General features: G+C 63.9%; 21 protein-coding genes. 8 read left to right on the top strand and 13 right to left on the bottom strand.

Going from position 1 to position 18,338, the window contains the following annotated elements; all coding sequences use genetic code 11:
- Positions 1-17 precede the first annotated feature (17 nt).
- Positions 18-1,310, bottom strand: a complete 1,293-nt coding sequence (locus KU306_RS02705) for a glucose-6-phosphate isomerase (protein WP_258302801.1) — start codon at positions 1,308-1,310, stop codon at positions 18-20.
- Between the two features lie 72 nt (positions 1,311-1,382).
- On the opposite strand from KU306_RS02705, the gene KU306_RS02700 reads away from it, so the two are divergent.
- Positions 1,383-1,916, top strand: coding sequence for a DUF8056 family protein (locus KU306_RS02700; RefSeq protein WP_258302800.1), 534 nt, complete (start codon positions 1,383-1,385; stop codon positions 1,914-1,916).
- Between the two features lie 12 nt (positions 1,917-1,928).
- Here the strand turns inward: KU306_RS02700 and KU306_RS02695 are convergent, their stop codons facing one another.
- The 4 genes from KU306_RS02695 to KU306_RS02680 all read right to left on the bottom strand — a co-directional run bounded on the left by KU306_RS02695 (position 1,929) and on the right by KU306_RS02680 (position 4,693).
- Positions 1,929-2,612 (bottom strand): TVP38/TMEM64 family protein, encoded by a 684-nt coding sequence (locus KU306_RS02695; protein ID WP_258302799.1) that lies wholly within the window; start codon positions 2,610-2,612, stop codon positions 1,929-1,931.
- Entirely contained in the window at positions 2,609-3,307 is a 699-nt protein-coding gene (locus KU306_RS02690) for a PHP domain-containing protein (RefSeq protein ID WP_258302798.1), read from the bottom strand. The genes KU306_RS02695 and KU306_RS02690 overlap by 4 nt, the downstream gene beginning before the upstream one ends.
- A complete protein-coding gene (locus KU306_RS02685; protein WP_008326495.1) occupies positions 3,304-4,002 on the bottom strand; it encodes a CDP-alcohol phosphatidyltransferase family protein in 699 nt (232 codons plus the stop codon). Before KU306_RS02685 ends, KU306_RS02690 begins: the two co-directional genes overlap by 4 nt.
- Positions 4,003-4,108: 106 nt before the next feature.
- Positions 4,109-4,693 carry a GNAT family N-acetyltransferase gene (locus tag KU306_RS02680; protein WP_007541845.1) on the bottom strand — a complete coding sequence of 195 codons (585 nt, stop codon included), beginning with the start codon at positions 4,691-4,693 and terminating at the stop codon, positions 4,109-4,111.
- Between the two features lie 114 nt (positions 4,694-4,807).
- Here KU306_RS02680 and KU306_RS02675 point away from each other — a divergent pair, with 114 nt between their 5' ends.
- Entirely contained in the window at positions 4,808-5,281 is a 474-nt protein-coding gene (locus KU306_RS02675; protein ID WP_007541846.1) for a DUF5812 family protein, read from the top strand.
- 31 nt (positions 5,282-5,312) lie between these two features.
- Here the strand turns inward: KU306_RS02675 and KU306_RS02670 are convergent, their stop codons facing one another.
- Positions 5,313-5,672: a DUF7968 family protein gene (locus KU306_RS02670; protein WP_007541848.1), complete on the bottom strand. Its 360-nt coding sequence runs from the start codon at positions 5,670-5,672 to the stop codon at positions 5,313-5,315.
- 107 nt (positions 5,673-5,779) lie between these two features.
- On the opposite strand from KU306_RS02670, the gene secF reads away from it, so the two are divergent.
- From secF to KU306_RS02655, 3 genes are all read left to right on the top strand, one after another.
- A complete protein-coding gene (gene secF / locus KU306_RS02665) occupies positions 5,780-6,658 on the top strand; it encodes a protein translocase subunit SecF (RefSeq protein ID WP_007541850.1) in 879 nt (292 codons plus the stop codon).
- Entirely contained in the window at positions 6,655-8,220 is a 1,566-nt protein-coding gene (gene secD, locus KU306_RS02660) for a preprotein translocase subunit SecD (protein ID WP_258302797.1), read from the top strand. The genes secF and secD overlap by 4 nt, the downstream gene beginning before the upstream one ends.
- A 237-nt stretch (positions 8,221-8,457) precedes the next feature.
- On the top strand, positions 8,458-8,694 hold the full coding sequence (locus tag KU306_RS02655; protein ID WP_007541854.1) for a DUF7511 domain-containing protein: 237 nt from the start codon (positions 8,458-8,460) through the stop codon (positions 8,692-8,694).
- Positions 8,695-8,740: 46 nt separating this feature from the next.
- Here the strand turns inward: KU306_RS02655 and rnhB are convergent, their stop codons facing one another.
- Positions 8,741-9,388, bottom strand: a complete 648-nt coding sequence (gene rnhB / locus KU306_RS02650) for a ribonuclease HII (protein ID WP_258302796.1) — start codon at positions 9,386-9,388, stop codon at positions 8,741-8,743.
- A gap of 173 nt (positions 9,389-9,561) precedes the next feature.
- Positions 9,562-10,845, bottom strand: a complete 1,284-nt coding sequence (locus tag KU306_RS02645; protein WP_007541857.1) for a tRNA pseudouridine(54/55) synthase Pus10 — start codon at positions 10,843-10,845, stop codon at positions 9,562-9,564.
- A 181-nt stretch (positions 10,846-11,026) separates the two neighbouring features.
- On the opposite strand from KU306_RS02645, the gene KU306_RS02640 reads away from it, so the two are divergent.
- Positions 11,027-12,004, top strand: a complete 978-nt coding sequence (locus tag KU306_RS02640; protein WP_258302795.1) for a DMT family transporter — start codon at positions 11,027-11,029, stop codon at positions 12,002-12,004.
- Positions 12,005-12,169: 165 nt separating this feature from the next.
- Here the strand turns inward: KU306_RS02640 and KU306_RS02635 are convergent, their stop codons facing one another.
- The 5 genes from KU306_RS02635 to KU306_RS02615 form a co-directional block, all read right to left on the bottom strand.
- On the bottom strand, positions 12,170-12,802 hold the full coding sequence (locus KU306_RS02635; RefSeq protein ID WP_258302794.1) for a hypothetical protein: 633 nt from the start codon (positions 12,800-12,802) through the stop codon (positions 12,170-12,172).
- Between the two features lie 101 nt (positions 12,803-12,903).
- Positions 12,904-13,596: a DUF4112 domain-containing protein gene (locus KU306_RS02630; RefSeq protein WP_425499535.1), complete on the bottom strand. Its 693-nt coding sequence runs from the start codon at positions 13,594-13,596 to the stop codon at positions 12,904-12,906.
- Positions 13,597-13,675: 79 nt separating this feature from the next.
- On the bottom strand, positions 13,676-14,977 hold the full coding sequence (gene aceB / locus KU306_RS02625; protein WP_258302793.1) for a malate synthase AceB: 1,302 nt from the start codon (positions 14,975-14,977) through the stop codon (positions 13,676-13,678).
- Positions 14,970-16,007, bottom strand: coding sequence for an isocitrate lyase (gene aceA / locus KU306_RS02620; protein ID WP_007541867.1), 1,038 nt, complete (start codon positions 16,005-16,007; stop codon positions 14,970-14,972). Before aceA ends, aceB begins: the two co-directional genes overlap by 8 nt.
- Before the next feature lie 12 nt (positions 16,008-16,019).
- Positions 16,020-16,265, bottom strand: coding sequence for a hypothetical protein (locus tag KU306_RS02615; RefSeq protein ID WP_007541869.1), 246 nt, complete (start codon positions 16,263-16,265; stop codon positions 16,020-16,022).
- A 341-nt stretch (positions 16,266-16,606) separates the two neighbouring features.
- Between KU306_RS02615 and KU306_RS02610 the strand changes: the two genes are divergently transcribed.
- Both KU306_RS02610 and KU306_RS02605 read left to right on the top strand, forming a co-directional pair.
- Complete coding sequence (locus KU306_RS02610; RefSeq protein ID WP_258302792.1) at positions 16,607-17,560, top strand: ABC transporter ATP-binding protein; 954 nt, start codon at positions 16,607-16,609, stop codon at positions 17,558-17,560.
- Positions 17,557-18,333 (top strand): ABC transporter permease, encoded by a 777-nt coding sequence (locus tag KU306_RS02605; RefSeq protein ID WP_007541873.1) that lies wholly within the window; start codon positions 17,557-17,559, stop codon positions 18,331-18,333. Before KU306_RS02610 ends, KU306_RS02605 begins: the two co-directional genes overlap by 4 nt.
- Positions 18,334-18,338: the final 5 nt, after the last annotated feature.

Raw genomic sequence — 18,338 nt, 5'->3', positions numbered from 1 at the left:
CCGCCGAGCAATTCGTCTTACTCGACGACCAGTTCTTCCTTGTCGGCGACGGCGTCGGCTTCTTCGAAGTCGCCGCCACCGAGCAGGCCGCGAGCGGCGCGTTTGCCCCACTCGACTGCTGGCTGGACGAAGGTGTCCACGCTCGCGAGCTCGCCGTACATGACACACGCAGCCTCCATCGCGTAGAGGAGTTCACCCAGTCCGTACTCGTCCACGCGGTCGATTTCGATGCGGACGTTCGGGCGACCGGCCGCGACGAGACTGGCTTCGGTCGCCTCGAACTCGGCGTCGAGGAGGTCGCCGAGCGACGACCCGCCGAGGTACGCGAGGCCATCGAGGTCCGTCTCCGGGATGGCCACGTCGTCGCGCTCGGTGGCGCGGACGAGCGTCACGAGTTTGTCGTTCGGACCGGCGCGGTACAGTTGGAGTTGCGAGTGCTGGTCCGTCGCGCCGAGAGCGCGAAGCGGCGTCTGGCCGAGACCGTCCTTGCCGAGGGATTCGGCCCACAGTTGCGCGAACCACTCGGAGAACGTTTCGAGGGATTCCGCGTAGGGCATCATCGCGTTCGCGGACATCCCGCGCTCGGCGAGGGCGTAGGAGACCGCTCCGTAGGCGTAGGCGGGCGAGTCGAAAAGCGAGTCCGAGAGGCGCGCTTCCTGTGCGGCCGCGCCCGAAAGGAGTGCTTCGATATCGTGGCCGCAGATTGCTGCAGCGGCGAGACCGACCGTCGAGAGAACCGAGAAGCGACCGGGAACGCCGTCCGGAACCGGAAGCGACGGGAGGTCGTGTTTCTCCGCGAGGTCGCGGAGGTTGCCTTCCTCGCCGGTCGTGACGAAGGTGCGGTCGGCCCAATCGACGCCCGCGTCGGCCATCTCCTCGCGGACGACGAGGAAGTTCGCCAGCGTCTCGGCGGTCGTGCCGGAGCGAGAGACGACGTTGACGACCGTCTTCGAGAGGTCGAGGTCGTCGAGGAGCGACTCGACAGCCTCGGGGTCGACGTTGTCGAGGTAGTAGGCGTCGACGTCGCTGTCGAGCGCGTCAGTGAGTGTGGCCGCGCCGAGCGCGCTTCCGCCGATGCCGACAGTGACGATTGCCTCGGGGTCGTCGAACCGGGAGACGGCGTCGCGAATCGCGGCGGGATCGGTGCGACTCGGGAGGTTCAGCGCTTCGTAACCGTGTTCGCTGTCGGCGCGGCCCTGTTGGATTCGGTCGTGGGCGGCGGCGACCCGCTCGTCGAGGCGTTCGAGCGACTCGCGAGAGAGGCCGTGGACCGATGCCGTGTCGAGGACGTTGCCGAGGTCGACGTGCATGCGAACACGCGCGTCGGCCGGCGTGAAAACGACACCGGTCGCTTTAATCGCGGCCGCTGCCAAGGGCGACCAATGGCAGACGACTACGGCGGCGTCTTCGGGGCGTTCCCGTACGCGTTCCGGCACAGCGAGTCGTTGGTGTTCAAACTCTACGTCCTCGTGGGTGCGCTCGCGTCGGTCATCGTCTCGTTGTTCGTCGCCTTCGGACTGGTCGTGCTCATCGGACAGACGGCCGCCGTCCCCGGTGGTTCGCTCACCCTCTCGCGGTCGTTCTACGTGCTCGTCGGGCTGTTCCTCGTCGCCCCGCTCGTCGCGCCGGTGTTGTTCGTCGCCCGCCGCCACCGTCGAAGCGGGTCGGATAGTCGCTACGACCTGAGCCTCGCGCTCGCCGGGTTCGTGTTCATGGTGTCAATCTACGTCGGCCTCGTCATCTCGGTGCCGACCGACCTTCAGACCGCGCCTCAGCCCTTCACGCTCGGTCCAGTCACCATCTCCGCGCTCGTCCCGGTCGTCGAACTGCTCTACGACCTCCCGCCGCTGTACGGTCTCGTTCCACCGACCGCGTGCGCCCTGCTGGTTTACGGTGTCCACCGGGTTCTTCGCTGAGGAGACGCCTGTTCAGCCACCGATAGCTGCGAGGTCGTCGCGGTAGACGTACACGAGCCCCGACCCGACGAGCGCCGCGGCGACGAGGGCAGCGACAGTTACGTAGTTGGCGCTAGCGGCCTGTTCTCCGGCGACAGCGGCGAGCGCGAACGTCGGCAGTCGCCCGACGGCGACGAGGACGAGAAGCGTGCGCAGTCGAATCGGTGAGAGACCGGCGATAGCGCACAACGCGTCGTCCGGGAACGTCGGCAGGAAAAACAGGACGAAGAGGCCGACGACGCCCTGTCGCTGTGCGAAGTCGTCGAAGCGAGAGAGGACGTCGGCGGCGACGACGCGCCCGACGAAGGGGCGGCCGAAGTGGCGTGCGACGAGAAACACCACGGCGCTCCCGAGGACGACGCCAGTCATGCTGTAGACCGTGCCAGCGACACCGCCGAAGAGGTAGCCGCCGACGGAGGCCAGTACTTGCCCCGGAATCGGCGCGAGAATCACCTGTGTGGTCTGGATGCCGATGAAGACGACCGGTGCGAACGGTCCCGTCGCGGCGATGGCGTCTCGAACCCACGCCGGGTCCGTGAGCGATGGGGCGAATTCGGCGATGGCGAGCGTTCCCACGACGAGCGCGAGCGCGAGCGCAGACAGGCGAACGATGGCTTCGTTCCTGTCCTCGCGGGAGTCGAAGACGCGGCGAGTCACAGGAACGACGCGGTCTTGACGCGGGCGTTCATCGCGTACTTCTTCACGTACTGCTTCGCCGACGTGCGCGTCCCGTTGGCGACGGTTCGACCGGCGCGAATCGCGTCGAGAATCCCCCCGGTCGTGAGGTCGTCACCCTTCGGAAGCGACACCGTCGTGGACGCGCGGCCGACCAGCGAGGCTTTGTGGGCGTCGCTTCCCCCCGTCCCCGGAAGCCCGTGTCGCCGAGCGTACCGCCGTGCCTGCCCGTTTCTGAACCCAGTGAGCGTGTGGGCGTTGTACACTTCGATGGCGTCGACGTCGGCAGTTTGGATGGCCCGTCGGGACGCGCCGTGTCGGAACTTCTGGAATGGATGCGGGACGACTGCGAGACCGCCGCGGTCGTGAATCTCGCGTGTCGTCTCCGCGAGTGGTCGTCCGGGTGACAGCAACTGGTCGATACCGAGCGCGAGCAGGTGCCCGTCGGCGGTCGATACCTCCACGCCGGGGACGACGTGGACGCCGTACTCGTGGGCGATTTCGAACGCCCGCGCGAGGGAGGCCACCGAATCGTGGTCGGTGATGGCGATGGCGTCGAGACCGGCCGCAGCAGCCCGGTCGAGGACCGCTTCGACCGACGTGTGGCAGTCGTACGACGCCTCCGTGTGTACGTGGAGGTCGACCGAGACGGTCGTCCCGTGGTCGCCCATACTCATACGAGGCCGAACTCCAGCGCGAGACAGAGGGCGACGGTTATCGCGCCGGCGACGCCCACGATGAGGTGCCCGGCGTCAGTCTTGTACGCCTTGTAATCGGACGTCATGAGCGGGCAGACGGCGATGATGGTCGCACCGGCGACCCAGCCGTTCCACAGGGGAACGAACTGGAACAGGAAGTAGTTCGCCAGCACGACGAGGTGGGTGTGGACCACGGTCGTCCCGTGGTAGTACGAGGTGCCCGAGTCGTCGCCGAAGCCTTCGCTGTTGTGTCGAATGAGACGCAGGCCGCCGAACGCGAGAACGACGAACCCGACGACGGAACTCACGATGGCGTTCGGTGCCAACGTGACGTGGTACAGGAGTGCGCCCGAGACGAGGTAGGTGAAGATGTCGATAAAGGAGTCTATCTGTCGACCGAACGCCGACGTGCTCCCGGTCTTTCGGGCGTAGTAGCCGTCGGCTTTGTCGAAGGCGAAGCCGACGAGGACGGCGAGGATGGCCCAGTTCGGTTCGTTCGACACGAACAAAATCGCGCCGACCCACGCCCAGAAGAGCGCGCCGAGGCTCAACCAATCGGCGGTCCCGAGCCGAGAAATCATGTTGTCTCCTGTCGACGACCGCACGACCTCGTTCGCGCGTGCGTCGAGTGTGTCCAGTCCCCCGCGGAGCGCTGACCTGAGTTCGTCCGTCATGCCTCTCTACGCGACTCTCTCGACCGATTCAGTATAAATTTAATCTCTATAGTATATATTATCCTAAGAAATATATACTAACGTTCCCGAATAGAGCGCTCAATAGCTATGGGCTCTCTGAGACGGACCGCCGGTTCCACGGGCCGATTCGGTAGTACGACCGTGTTCGCTCGACGCGGAACCCGTTCGCCTCGAACGTCCACTGCGACGGGCGGTTGTCGCGGGCGACGAGCGCGTGGACGGTGTCTGCACCCCGGTTCTCGGCTTCGGCGACGGCGCGTGAGACGAGTGCCGTGGCGATTCCCCGGTTCCGTGCAGCGGGGTCGACGAACACCCGGCGGATGTAGCCACCCGGAATGTGAAGCCGTTTTTCCAGCGGTTTGACGTGGTACGTCAGCCCGGGGTCCCCGAGAAAGAGGTACCCAACAAGGTCGTTTCCGTCGAACGCACAGATTGCCTGTTCGTCGTCTCGGAGTTCGGAGAACGCCTCGTACGTTTGCTCGTGCGGTCGGGCGTCGTCGGGCGCGAGCGCGCGAATGCCGATAGCGGCGTCCGGTTCGCGACTCGGGCGGTCGTCAGCCGTCTCGGTGACGTACTCGTCCATCTGCGTCCCCGTGATACCGAGGGATTTCAGCGTCTCGTAGACTCTGCGCGCCGTTTCGGTCCGAGTCAACCGCCAGAGCGCGGGCATCGTCTGTCGGGTCAGCGTCGCGGGAGAAAAGCCCACCGCCGGAGTGGGTACATGTCACAAACCACGCCGACAGCGCCCGAAACGGGGAAAAGGCGCGATTGCATAGGGCGGGTAATGACCGAGTCCGAACGAGAAGGGACGTTCCTCGTGACCGCAGCAGACGACCAATCGGCGGTACTGAAAGACGTCCACTCCGGGCAAGTACACACGCTCTCGTCCAATCCCGGGGTCTCCGAGGACGAAGCCGTCCGCGGAACCGTCGCGCCCGACCCGCCGATGAACGTCTCGTGGCAACTCGTCGACGTCGAGACGCGCTGGACCGTCTCTGTCGAGCGCTCGTCGGAGTCGCCGACGGCGAACTCGAAAGACATCGCCAGCGACAACCCAGACGGTGAACTCGTCAAACAAGAGCGCGCCGGGACGGGCGAGATTCACGTCCTCTCGGTCCCCGACGACATGACCGACCAGGCTGTCGACGACATCCTCGACGACCGCGAAGGCCTGCTCTCGCGGGCCGCCCGGCTCGACGTGAACCGAGTCGAAGTCCGCTCTGCACCGGGCGTCGTGGCCGTCCGCTACATGCCCTGAGAACGGGCGCTACTGGCCCGAAAGACAGCGACTACTGTTTTCGCTGCGTTCCGGTGGACGAGGCTGGACCGTCTTTGCTCTGGACGCACCAGCCACCGTTGACGCTGCCTTCGCGTTCGACGAATTCGAGGTCCGTTTCCGAGGTGAGGACTGTCGCGCCGATTGGTTCGAGGTCCTCGACGCGGAGCGTCAGCGTCAGGGAGTCGCCGCAGCACCCGACGTCGAGGAACTCCTCCCACTCGTCGCCGACGGCGACCTCGTCGTGGACGCGTTTGAGATAGTTCACGAACCGGTCGGCGGTCAACTGGTCGTGGCCCCACGCGCTCAATTCGTCGGGAAAGGAGACGACGATAGTGCTCGCGACCGATTCAGTCGTCGTTTCGAGAGACATGTGTCACGATTATCGGTCAAAGAGCATGGGTCTATCGCGGGTTCGCTGGGTGTGCGTCAGACCGCGGGATAAGAAGCCTTATTCAGCATCGCTCTGGACCGGAACCCATGGTCGAGTTTACGGTACCGGAGGTAGATTTTACCCGGTACACGAATCGCCAACTCGCGGCCGTGCCGCTTACGGTCCTCGCGGTGGCCCTGTTGGTCATCGCCGGGTGGTACGCCATGACCGGCGCGCCGGTCACACCCGGTGTCGATTTCACCGGTGGCACAGAACTCCGAATCGCGACGGACGCCTCACAAGACGAAGTGAGTGCGGCCTTCGAGGCGACTCCCGAGTCGGTTCGGTCAGTCGCCGCCGGTGGGAGCGCCGACAGCAACACCTACGTCGTAACGTTCCAGTCGGGAGCTGCGACGACGGCGGATATCGAAGCGCAAGCCGAAGCTGCGGGCTTCGAAGTTCGCTCTATCGACGCCGTCTCCGCTAGCTTCGGAGCCGACACGCAACTGCTCGCACTCGGTGGTGTCGGCGTCGCCTTCCTCGGTATGAGCATCCTCGTGTTCCTGATGTTCCGCACGTTCGTCCCCTCCATCGCCGTGGTCATCTCGGCGTTCTCCGACATCGTCATTCCGGTGGCGCTGATGAACCTCCTCGGCATCGAACTGTCGCTCGGAACCGTCGCTGCCCTCCTCATGCTTATCGGGTACTCTGTGGACTCTGACATCCTCCTGAACAACCACGTCCTCCGGCGCTCGGGTGACTTCTACGAATCCACCTACCGCGCGATGCGAACCGGTGTGACCATGACGCTCACCTCCATCGCCGCGATGATTGTCATGACGATTACGGCGACGCTGTTCGGCATTCAACTGCTCGCCGCCATCGGAACGGTGCTCGTCTTCGGTCTCGCGGCCGACCTGATGAACACCTACATGCTGAACGTGACCCTCCTTCGCTGGTGGAAGTTCGAGGGGGTGGCCCGATGAGCACGCTCCGCGACAACTGGCGTGTCATCCTGCTCGTCGTTGCAGTCGTTGCATCGACGTTCGCCCTGTTTTCGCCCACTGTCGGTGGTCAGCCCGCAGTCGGCGAAGAGAACTCCCTGACGAACGTCAAGTACGGACTGCAGCTCAACGGCGGGACGCGTATTCGCGCACCGCTCGTGGGCATCACGGCCGAAGACGTCGAGTTCGAAAACGAAACCGACCGCGTCGTCGAACAGCAGGTCGCCGCCGAGTTGTCGGGCGCTGACGCTGCGGACGTTATCGCCCGACGCGGGGCCGAGTCCAGCACGGTCGAAGTGACCATCGAGAACGTCACGACCGACCGGTTGGCGGCCGCCCTCGACGCAGCGGGGTACGCTCACGGTGAGGTTCGAGACGGCGTCACCGAGACGACCCGACAGGAGACGGTCCGTGTCCTGCAATCGAAGATTAACGAAGCTGGCCTCTCTGGCGGGAGCGTCCAACAGGTAACGACCGCGACAGGTGAGCACTTCATCCTCATCGAAGTGCCGAACCGCGACCCCTCGTCTGTTCGCGAACTCGTCGGTGAGCGCGGGACGGTCCAAATCGACATCTACTACCCGACCACGCAGAACGGTTCGCGCGTCTACGAGACGCGAGAGGCCGTCCTGACGCAAGCGGACTTCACCTCCATCGGGACCGCTCAAGAACCCCAGACGGGTGGCGGCTCGTTCGTCCCGGTCTCGGTCAAAGACGACCCGGCACCGGACTTCCAGCAGGCTGTCAAGGAGACCGGTCTCGCCCAACCCGGCGGGACGCGGTGTACCTACAACGACGACCCCAACACGACCGAGGGCTGTCTGCTCCTCGTCGTCAACGGTGAGGTCGTCAACGCCTTCGGGATGAGTCCAAGTCTGGCCGACTCCATGCGTAACGAGGAGTGGGCCGAAGCACCGAGCTTCCAGCTTCAGACGCGCAACACCACGGAGGCTCAGCAGGTCGCTATCAACCTCCGCGCTGGTGCGCTTCCGGCGAAGCTCGACCTCTCGGGCGACGACGGGGGAACGACCTCGTTCATCTCGCCGACGCAAGGTGAGAGCTTCAAGAGCGATTCGCTCTTGACCGGTATCGTCGCCGTGTTAGCTGTCGCTGGTGTCGTCTTCGTCCGCTACGGCAAGCCTGAGGTCGCGCTTCCGATGATTGTCACGGGGCTCTCTGAGGTGTACGTCCTCCTCGGATTCGCCGCGGCAATCGGCTATCCGCTCGACCTCTCGGTCATCGCCGGCTTCATCGCCGTCATCGGTACCGGTGTGGACGACCTCATCATCATCGCCGACGAGGTCATGGCCGAAGGCTCCGTGACGTCGCGGAAGGTCTTCCAGTCGCGCTTCCGCCGCGCCTTCTGGGTTATCGGTGCGGCCGCCGCGACGACCATCATCGCGATGAGCCCGCTCGCCGTGCTCTCGCTCGGCGACCTCCAGGGCTTCGCTATCTTCACCATCCTCGGTGTCATCGTCGGCGTGCTCGTCACTCGCCCCGCGTACGGTGACATCCTGCGCCTGCTCCTGACCGAGGACAGATAACCCACATTCACTGACGGCATCGCCCGTCAGTGGCTGCCCGATACTGATTCTATTTCGACGCCGTTTTTCTGAACTATCTCCCAAAATTCATCCTTGTTTTGCATCAGTATCCGATGTTGATTATTCTAACATCCGTATAGCGTTCGACAGAATAATATAGAGCCGACCTAAACTATTGATCGAAGAGATACCCCAAAAACCGCCGCCCGTCGGTAATCACGGTGCGATACTCGAACCATGGACGATACTCCTCTCCAACACGACGACACGGACGCGAAAACGACGACGCAGAAGGAGCTGTCGCGACTCGGACTTCCGACAGACAACGTGGAGTACGAGGCAATCGTCGCACCATACGACGACGCGCCCGACGAGTGTACGATCTTCCCCGCCGGGATCTCCGAGGAAGAACTACTGACGACGTGGATTTCCGCACAGGAAGGCTCGTACGTCTCGCTCGACGAGATGGCGTAAGCCGTCCGGACGCCCCCACTCGATTTTCGACTCTTTTGTTCAGGATTCAGAAGTCCCCGAGCGACGCCTGTTCGTGCGCCGCCAACAGGTCGGCACAGGTCGCCCACGACTTGCGTGCGCAGTCCGGGAGAATACCGTGTTCGCGGACGAACTCGCGTAAGAAATCGCGGGTCGTCTGGTCGCTCGGATAGCCGCTTCCGACCTCGCCGTACTCCTCGGCGATGGCTTCGACGCGCCGGTCGCGTTCGACTTTGGCGACGATGCTCGCCGCCCCCACGATAGCGTGTTCGTCGTCGGCGCGGTGCTGGGCGTGAACCTCGACGGACGCGCCCGCCTCGGCGACGCCGTCGCGGACGCGACGCCCGAACCGGGATTCGCTCACGTCCCCCGCGTCACAGACGAGTTCGTCGGCATCGACCGCGACTGCGGCGGCCGCCTCGACCTGCGCCCGAACGGTGAGCAGGTTCATGTCCGTCTCGGGGTCGTCGATGGTCTCGGGTTCGACGAACGCGACGCCGACCGAGATGTCGTCTCGCTCTCGCAACTCTGCGGCGAGTTCCTCGCGCCGGGCGGGAGTGAGACGCTTCGAGTCGGCGATTCCCTCGGGCAGCGTCTCCGGGTCGGCCCGGACCGCCGCGGCGACCATCGGACCGAGTACGGGTCCCTTTCCGGCCTCGTCGACGCCGATTTGCATATCTGGTCGGGTCTTGGGGTGGAGAATTAGAGGTTGCGGTCTGCGACGATTTCACCCCATCCAGCGAGTGTCGGTACGCAGACGACGAGGATGACTGCGAACGCGAGGCGAGCCACATCGAGAGCGGGGGGCATCGCCTTCGAAGAATCAACTTGTCAACAAATTCCTCCTGTTCAGTTCTTGAAGAACTCGTCGTCCTCGAAAGGTTCGTCTTCGCCTTCCACCGCAATCACGTCGAGCGCGGTGACGACCGCGTCCGTGTCGAGGATGCCAGCGAGACTCGGGTTCGTCCGGCCTTCGTCGCCTGAGACGAGTTCCTTGATGTAGAGGCCGCCCTCGCCGTGGATTTCGACGGTCGCGTGGCGGGCGTCTTCGAGTTCACCGGTCGCGTCGTAGACCTGTCGCGTGCGCGTGAGACTGGCGCGGCGGTGGTCGACGCGGTGTGGCGTGTACTGCTCGATGGTCGCGCCCGTGAGTTCCTCCAGTGCGGCCTGCAAGTCCTCGGCGGTCACGTCGTCGTCGAACTCGACGGCGGCGCGGTACTCCTTCGAGGCGTCGAGTTTCTTGACGCGCTCGACCATGTCGTAGGTGGCGAGTCGAAGCCCCTCGACTTCGATTTCGCCGTCGGCCATGGCGTTCACGTCGCCTTCGAGTCGTTCCACGTCGATGTTGCGGCGACGGGGTTCCATGATTTCGACGACGAAGGGACGGCCCGTCCCGAGCATCAGCGCGTCTACGTCCTCCCGGCCCGCGCCGTGGAACTTCGCGTCCACGCCGTCCATCACGTCCATCGCGACGGGGGCGACGAAGCCCTCGACGCTGTGTTCGTAGAGGTAGCCGGAGCCACCGCAGTAGTCACACGGCTCTTTTCCTTGGTATCCCGAACCGTCGCACTCGCGGCAGGGCCACTCAGTCTGCGGGATGTCGCGTTCGAGTTTGCGGTAGCGGCCGTAGACGAACGCGGAGTTGATTTGCGTCTCGACGGTGTCGGCTTCGAGGTCGAGGAGGAACTGCACGTCCGGGCGGGTGAAGTCCACCTCGGTGCCGGTGAGTCGGCCGACGCGCTTTCCGACCTCGCGGTTGAACTCGGATTTGAACAGTTCGCCCGCATCGTCGGGGAGTCCAGCCCCCTCCCGCAGGAGAATCTCGTTTTCTTCGACCAGCGGCGGGGCGCGCGTGCCGACCTGATAGGTGTCGACTTCCACGTCTTCGATGGCTTCGGCACAGCGTTCGGCCCAGTCGTCGAACTCGGCGCACATGCCTTCGCAGACCCAACAGGTCTCGGTCTCGACTGCCTCGTACGGTTCGTCGTCGTCGAGGGCGGCGGCGATTCGGAGCGACTGCCCGCGTTCGGCGTTCGTCAACCCGAAACTTCGGTCGGCGAAAGCCCTGCCGAGACAGGCGTCGCAGACCGGCCCACTCTCGGCGAGTGCTCGGGTTTCCTCAAGGATGCTCATATCCCGACTCACTCGTGGGGGCCGTAACTACCTTACTTTGTGTCCCGGTGGTGGGCCGATTACTCTCGTATCTGAGATGTGTGCCAACACGTATCGCGAGAGGTGTTATCTCCGGTCCGAGAAAATTCATGTACGCCGAGATGGTAGCCCGTGCAACACCTGGGTCGAAGGTAGATATCTCGTGTCTGTAGGAAATCAAACACATCGGAACGTCGGATTGTTCGCGCTGCTCGCCGTGCTGTGGGGGACGTCGTTCATGGCTATCGAAGTCGGGCTGGAAGTACTGCCGCCCGCGCTCTTTGCCGCCCTTCGCTACGACATCGCCGGTCTCGTCTTGTTCGGCTACGCTCTCGTCGCCGCCGAAGACTGGCGTCCTCGCGGCCGCGACGAATGGGTCGTGGTCTTCGTCGGAGGGGCGCTTCTCATCGGTGTCCACTTCACGCTCCTGTTCTCCGGGCAGCGGTACGTGACGAGCGGCGTCGCGGCTATCGTCCTCAGTCTCTCGCCAGTCCTGACGCCGCTTTTCGCGTGGACGATGCTCCCCGAGGAGCGACTGGACTTCTTCGGCTTCCTCGGCGTCTTCCTCGGCCTCGTCGGAACCGTCGTCATCGCCGTCTCGTCGGGGTCGGTCGGCGGTCAACTGCTCGGCGTGGTACTCCTCTTCCTCGCCGCCGCGAGTTGGGCGTTCGGCTCCGTGCTCGTCAAGCGCCTGCCGGGCAACCCGCCGGTCGCACCGATGCAGGCGTGGATGATGCTTCTCGGGTCGGGTATGCTCCACGCCGTCAGCCCACTGCTCGGCGAACCCGGACTGGCACAGGTCGCGTGGTCCCCGCTTGTCGTGGGGGCGCTCCTGTTCCTCGCGGTGCTGTGCAGTGCCGTCGGCTTCATCATCTACTTCGTGCTTCTCGACCGTATCGGAGCCGTCGAGATTAGCCTCGTCAGCTACGCCGTCCCCGTCGTCGCCGCAGTCAGCGGGTGGGCCGTCCTCGGTGAGAATATCGGTCCTGCGACGATTACCGGCTTCCTCTTTATTCTCGCCGGGTTCGCGTTCATGAAACACAACGCACTCGCCCCGGTGGTCCGCGATATCGGCGTCCGCGCTGGCCTCGTCGCCCCGAAGCATGTGTCGGACCGCGACCCCGTTCCCGCAGACGACTGACGCTCTGGTTCCGGCTGTTCCTGTTTGAGTTCGCGTCTGCTGTTCCTGTTCGAGTTCGTGTCCGCTGATGAGATTCTGGTACTGGTGTCGCGTATAACAAAAAGAGTCGCCGACGGCGGGCCACCGCTGTCGGCAGGTTGATACTGAAATCGACTGCAGTCGACGTTAGTTGTCGGTGGTCGTCGTCGACTCGTTCGTCGCAGTCGTCGTGGTGTTGCTCGTCGTCGTCGCCGTCGTGTTGGTCGACGTCGTCGTCGTCTCGTTGACCGCGGTCGTCTCGGTCGAGGTGACAGTCTCGTTCGTCGCGGTTTCGGTCGCCGTCTCGTTGGCGGCCGTCGTCGTCTCGTTCGTGGCAGTCGTCGTCGCCTCGGGCGTCGAGGTGTCGAACTCGTGCGTGGCGAGGACTTCTTCGGTTCCGGCGCGGCCGACCCAGACGACCTCGACGGTCGACCCGGACTCGGCAGATTCGATTTCGACGAAGTTACCGACAGAGAGGGGGTACGGCTGGGTCTCTTTCTCGTCTGCGACCCACGTCGTCGCACGCTCGTCGTCGACGGTCACGTACACTTCGGACGTGTGTTCGTCTTTGACTTTGTCGCCGCCCATGTGGACAGCGCGGAGGACGCCGCTTTCGACCATGAAAGAGATATCAGGCTTTGGGACCGGGGCCGGTTCGGCGGTCGTCGTTTCGCTCGTCTCGGTCTTCTCAGAGCCGGACGGCGAGGAACCGCCGAGACAACCGGCGGTGAGGAGAGCTCCAACGCTTGTGGCGCTTGCGAGGAATCTTCGTCGTTCCATACGCCGGATTTTGTGAGGGAGTATAAATGTCTTCTATTTTATATTTTGTGGGTCGATACCCTTCCCCAAGGCCGTGAGTACCAATGTCGTGATATAGACAGTTAGAGAAGTCCGAGCCGTCCGAGTACCCAGAGCGCCGCGAGCGTGGTGGCGACGCCGAGTGCGACGAGAAGGAGGGTCACGACGAGGACTGCACCGAGGAGGAACCGGCGGTCTGCCTCGCGTGTTTCGGGTGTCTCGTATCGGGATTCGAGGAGGCGGACGTTCCGGGCGTTGGCCTTCCAGGCTGCGTCGAACACGTCGCCGACGAGGGGAAGCGACCCGACGGTCGCATCGAGGAGGACGTTTCCGAACATACGGGCGAGCGTCTCCCGGGGCACACCGATGAGCGCCGCCTCGACGAGGATGTACGCCGACAGTGCCGCCCCGGTTGCATCGCCGACGCCCGGAACGAGGCCCAAGAAGGGGTCGAGGCCGACCCGGTAGTTCGTTCCCGGAATCTCGAACGCCTCGTCGAGGTAGTAACTCACCGTCCGAAGGCGCTCCATGGTCGCTTCCACGTCCTCGTCGGCACTGTCGACGATTGCGTCGGCGTCACCGAGGTGTCGGCGGTCGTCGGGTTGTGTCGAGTTCACGGAGTCGTCCACAAGACGCGAGTCGCGCGGCGCGAACTTGAGCGTGGTGTCGGGTGCGGTCGCAATCGGTGTCGCGCCGGAACCGGTCGAACTGAGCGTGGCGTCGAAAACAGCAAGAATGAGCGTGGCGCACCGCCCCCCACGGTATTGGGCGGTCACGCCGAGTAGACCAGCGAGGAATCAGGCAGCCGTGTCCGGCAGCGTGGTCGATACCGACCACGTGCCGGGACGCGAGGAGTTAGAGACCGACCTCCATGGCGCGCTCGACGACGCCCTCGCCGTACATCTCGACCAGTTCTTCGTGTTGGTCCGGCCGGTTCTCGTACACGTCTTGGAACAGGCTGATGGGAGTCATCGCGGCCTGATAGGTCGCTTCGTCCCACATGCGGTCGGTGGCGATATCGACTTCCGTGTCGCCGATGCGGAGCGTCGTCGACCGCTCCATGGCGATTGCGCCGCGACCGGCCGCTTTGGCCGCCTCGAACTCCTCCATGGAGTCGACGATGTCGTCCATGCTCGGAATGTAGGCGGTCATGTTCAGCAGTTCCTCGTGTAACTCGTCGCTGTCGAGCACCTGCGTGGACCCGCCGACGGTGAGTTCGTAGCCGTCGGTGGTCTCCGAGAGCAACACGCGGTCGCCTTCGTACACTTCCACGCCGTCTTCGGAGTCGAGTTCGACTTCACCATCGCCGGTGTCGAGGAGCCAACTGCCGGTCTTCGGCGGCAGCGGCGACTGGTTCGCCTCGACGACCTGTCCGGGCGTCAGCGACCAGATGCCGAGCATCCCCTTCGCCTGATTGTCCTGCATGCGCTCGTGATAGCCCTCGATGTCGCGGATGTCGTCGTAGGGGCCATCGACTGCGATGAGGCCGGCGGCACTCGCACCACGCGAGGTGTTGTGCCGGAGTTCGGGCCACTCGGGGAGTGCGCCCGTCGGCGTGATCGCACGCATGTCCTTCGTGTAGTCGACTTCGCCGTCGACGAGGAGGAACAGGCGTTCGAGGTTGTTCGTCGGCTTGCCCATCTCCTCGCGGAGGGTGCCCATGGCGAGTTCGGCCTGCCCGCTCTCGATGATGACGGACATCTTGAGGCTCCCCTCTTCGAGGCCGTGCTCGTTTTCGACGATGGTGAAGAACTCGTCGGCCTTCTTCCAGTCGTCGATGTCGCCGACTTCGGGGATGACGAAGCCGTCGATGTGCTCGATTGCGCCTCGTTCGGGGTCGGCGACGTCGAGCATGTGCTGGAAGCCCTGATAGCGAGTGGTCGGACTGTCGCGGTGCCAGACCATGCGCGGGTGAATCTCGCCGGGGAAGTCGGCTCCGTGTTCGGAGACGACGTCGATGATGTTCTCGACGCCTTCGTCGCGCATCGAGGGCGCGGTGGCGTCTTCGTTGTCCGGCACCCACACGTCTGGGGCCTGCATCCCGCGGAGTTGGGCCGCGCGGCGGAGCATCTTGGCGGAGTCCTCCTCGCCTTCGACCGCCGTGGGCGAAGTGAAGAACGTCCGCACGAAGTCGCGCTCGTGTCGTCGCTCAGTCATCGTCGTTCGTGGTGATGGGGTCGGCTTGTTCCTCGCTGAATCCCTCCGAGGATTCGATGCGGCGGCGCGCCTCGGGGTCGAACTGCGTCTCGATGTCCTGATACCGCGAGACGAACGACAGTTCGTGGTGGCTCTCGGTCGGGTGGCCGAGGTAGCGCTGTTCGAGGTCGAACTGACCTTCTTCGTCCTGTTCGGCGAGCTTCTTGAAGTCCTCGTAGACGGCGTGTGCGCCGGAGTGGAGACCGAACAGCGTGATGAAGATGTACTTGTAGCCGAGGTCGCCCAGCTCTTGGAACGTGAGCGGGTCTTCCTCTTCGGACCACGCGAACGACGACGAGTAGTTGAACGCGAGCTTCAGGTCCGGGTGCGTCTCGTGGATGGTCTCGGCGTAGTTGACCGCGTCTTCGCGCGACGGGTTCGGCATCTCGGGCCAGACGAGGTCGACGCCCGCGTCGGCGTAGATACGACCGCGTTCGAGGTGTTCTTCCCAGTCGCCGTTGGCGGAGCCGTAGGCGTCCGTGCGGGCGATGATGACCGTGTCGTCGCTCTGCTTCGCATCGACAGCGGCCTCGAAGCGGGCGCGAGCCTTCTCGCGGGAGACGATTTGCTTGCCCGCGATGTGACCGCAGCGCTTGGGCGTCGTCTGGTCTTCGATGTGGATGGCGGCGACGCCGGCCTTCTCGTACTCGCGGACGGCGCGTCGGACGTTGTGGATGCCGCCGTAGCCGGTGTCACAGTCGGCGATGACCGGGAGATTCGTCGCCTCGACCATGCGCTTGGCGTTTTCGACCATTTCGGTCATCGTGACCATCTCTAGGTCCGGGAAGCCGAACTGCCCGAGGACGGTCGAGTAGCCGGACATGTACGCGGCGTCGTGGCCGGTCATCTCGGCCAGTCGCGCGTCGAGGGCGTGGTACATGCCGGGTGCGAACACGAAGTCCTGCGTGTTCAGCATCTCGCGGAGTTCGCGGCCTTTCTGGTTGTCAACATCCTGTGCGAAGACGTCGTCGTCGAGTTCTGTCGGGTTCATTGGGTGAGGGGATTACTGCGTGTCGGTCGGGTTCTGCATCGCTCGCTCGATACGGTTCAGTTGCGTACGGAGCGCGGCGAGTTCGCGCCGAATATCCGTCATCTCGTCTTCCTCACCCGGCTCTTGGATGAAGGGGACGAGCGGCGCGTCCATGTTCTCCTCGTTGTTGGGGTAGCGCCGCGAGGGACGGGTCGTGCGAGTAGTAGTCGTCTGGCGGGTCGGCGTGTCGGTTCGGGTCGTGTTTCGTGGATTCGTCATCGGTTACGTCGGTGGTGTCGGCGGTCGGTAGCGGGCGATTCTCTGCGTGGTCGAACTGCGGTGAGATGCTGCGGAGCGTACGGATACTGCCATTGTTCGTTGCCTCGCTTGGTGGGAGTCGGGAGCAATACTAAAAGTTAATGATTTATAATGATAATATTCGTTAATGACTTTATTCTGTGCAGTCGAATTTTAGGCCTTAATTTGGTACTTCATGGCACACTAGACACTCCGGAGTGATGGCAGGACACACCCCAAGTGCACGCGGAACTGCAACGGCGACCCACAGGTTCCGCGTCCACACTGCTTAATCGGGTCCACGTCAGACACCCCAGCAACGAATGCAATCGGCGATAGAGATACGCGACTTGACGAAATCCTACGGAGATGTCAGGGCGCTCGACGGCGTCGACCTCGACGTCCCCGAGGGCTCGTTTTTCGGCTTGTTGGGACCGAACGGTGCGGGAAAGACGACGTTCATCAACATCCTCGTCGGTCTCGTCCGAAAGTCGGGCGGCGAGGCGCGCGTGTTCGGCCACGACGTCGAAGCCGACTACCGCGAGGCACGCGACTGCATCGGCCTCGCGCCACAGGAGTTCAACGTCGACCGCTTCTTCCCGATTCGGGAGGTGCTCGAACACAAAGCCGGCTATCACGGCATCTCACAGGCCGACGCCAAAGAGCGGGCCGACGAGGTCCTCAAGCGCGTCGGCATCTACGACAAGCGAGACACACGATTCGACTGGCTCTCCGGCGGAATGAAACGCCGGTTCATGCTCGCGCGGGCGCTCATCACCGGCCCCGACTTGCTCATCCTCGACGAACCAACTGCGGGGGTGGACGTCCAACTCCGCCACGAACTCTGGGAGACGATTACGGACCTCAACGACCGCGGGACGACCATCTTGCTCACGACCCACTACATCGAGGAGGCTGAGCGTCTCTGTGACGAGGTCGCCATCCTCGATTCGGGGCGCGTCCTCGAAGTCGCCAGTCCCGACGAACTGATGGACCGCGGCACCGACGACATCGTAGTTCAACTTCGTGACCCGCCGACGGCGGTCCCCGACTTCACGGCCGACGACGACCGGGTCGATGCCGTCGAACTCGATGGCTCGCGTCTCGTCGTGACGGCCCAGCAGGGCGGCCTCGTGGCTCCCGACGTGGTGCAGGCGCTCGACCGCGACGGTCACGAAATCGTCGACCTCGAAATCTCTCGCACGTCGCTCGAAGAGGTGTTCGTCGAGATGACGAGACAGGGTGAGGGCCGCGCCACCGCGGAGGTCCAGCAATGAGCCTCACGAGCCTCGACGTGACCGGCTTCTACGCCCTCCTCCGGCGCGAAGTCCTCCGGTTCGTCCGCCGACCCCGAAATACGTTCGTCCCGCCGTTTATCACCAACGTGCTGTACTTCTCGGTGTTCGGCGTCATCCTCGGCGAGCGCATCGACCAGATTGCGGGCGTCCCGTACATCCTGTTTATCCTGCCCGGTCTCATCGTGCTCGGAGCCGTCTCGAACGCCTTCGAGAACGCGTCGTTTTCCATCTTCCACGGTCGCTGGAACCGCTACATCGAAGAGGCACTCACCTCACCGCTGTCGTACACCTCGATGGTCGGTGCGTACGTCCTCTCCAGTGCGACTCGCGGGATTCTCGTCGGCGTGCTCGTCGCTCTCATCGGCGTGTTCTTCACGGCTGTCGGTGTGGCGCAACCGTTCTATCTCGTCGCCTTCATGCTCGTCATCACGCTCTTGTTCGCGGGTCTCGGCGTCATCGGTGGTCTCTGGGCCGACGACTTCGACGACCTGACGATGATGAACCAGTTCATCCTCCGGCCGCTGGTCTTCTTCGGCGGCGTCTTCTACTCGCTCAACGAGATTCCCGAGATGTTTCGGCAGGCGTCGCTCCTCAATCCGATGATTTACATGGTCAACGGCGTCCGCTACGGCTTCCTCGGCGTCACCGAAGTGGACCCGAACCTCTCGTTGGGAGTCCTCTCCGCACTCACGTTCGTCGTCGTCGCGGTGAACGTCGCTCTGTTCCGGCGTGGGTACGGTCTCACTGACTAATACTG

It is taken from the genome of Haloferax larsenii (genome assembly GCF_024730625.1).
In the GTDB taxonomy this organism is placed as follows: domain Archaea; phylum Halobacteriota; class Halobacteria; order Halobacteriales; family Haloferacaceae; genus Haloferax; species Haloferax larsenii.
The sequence above is the reverse complement of the archived record's forward strand: the minus strand, read 5'-3'. Positions and strand labels throughout refer to the sequence as shown.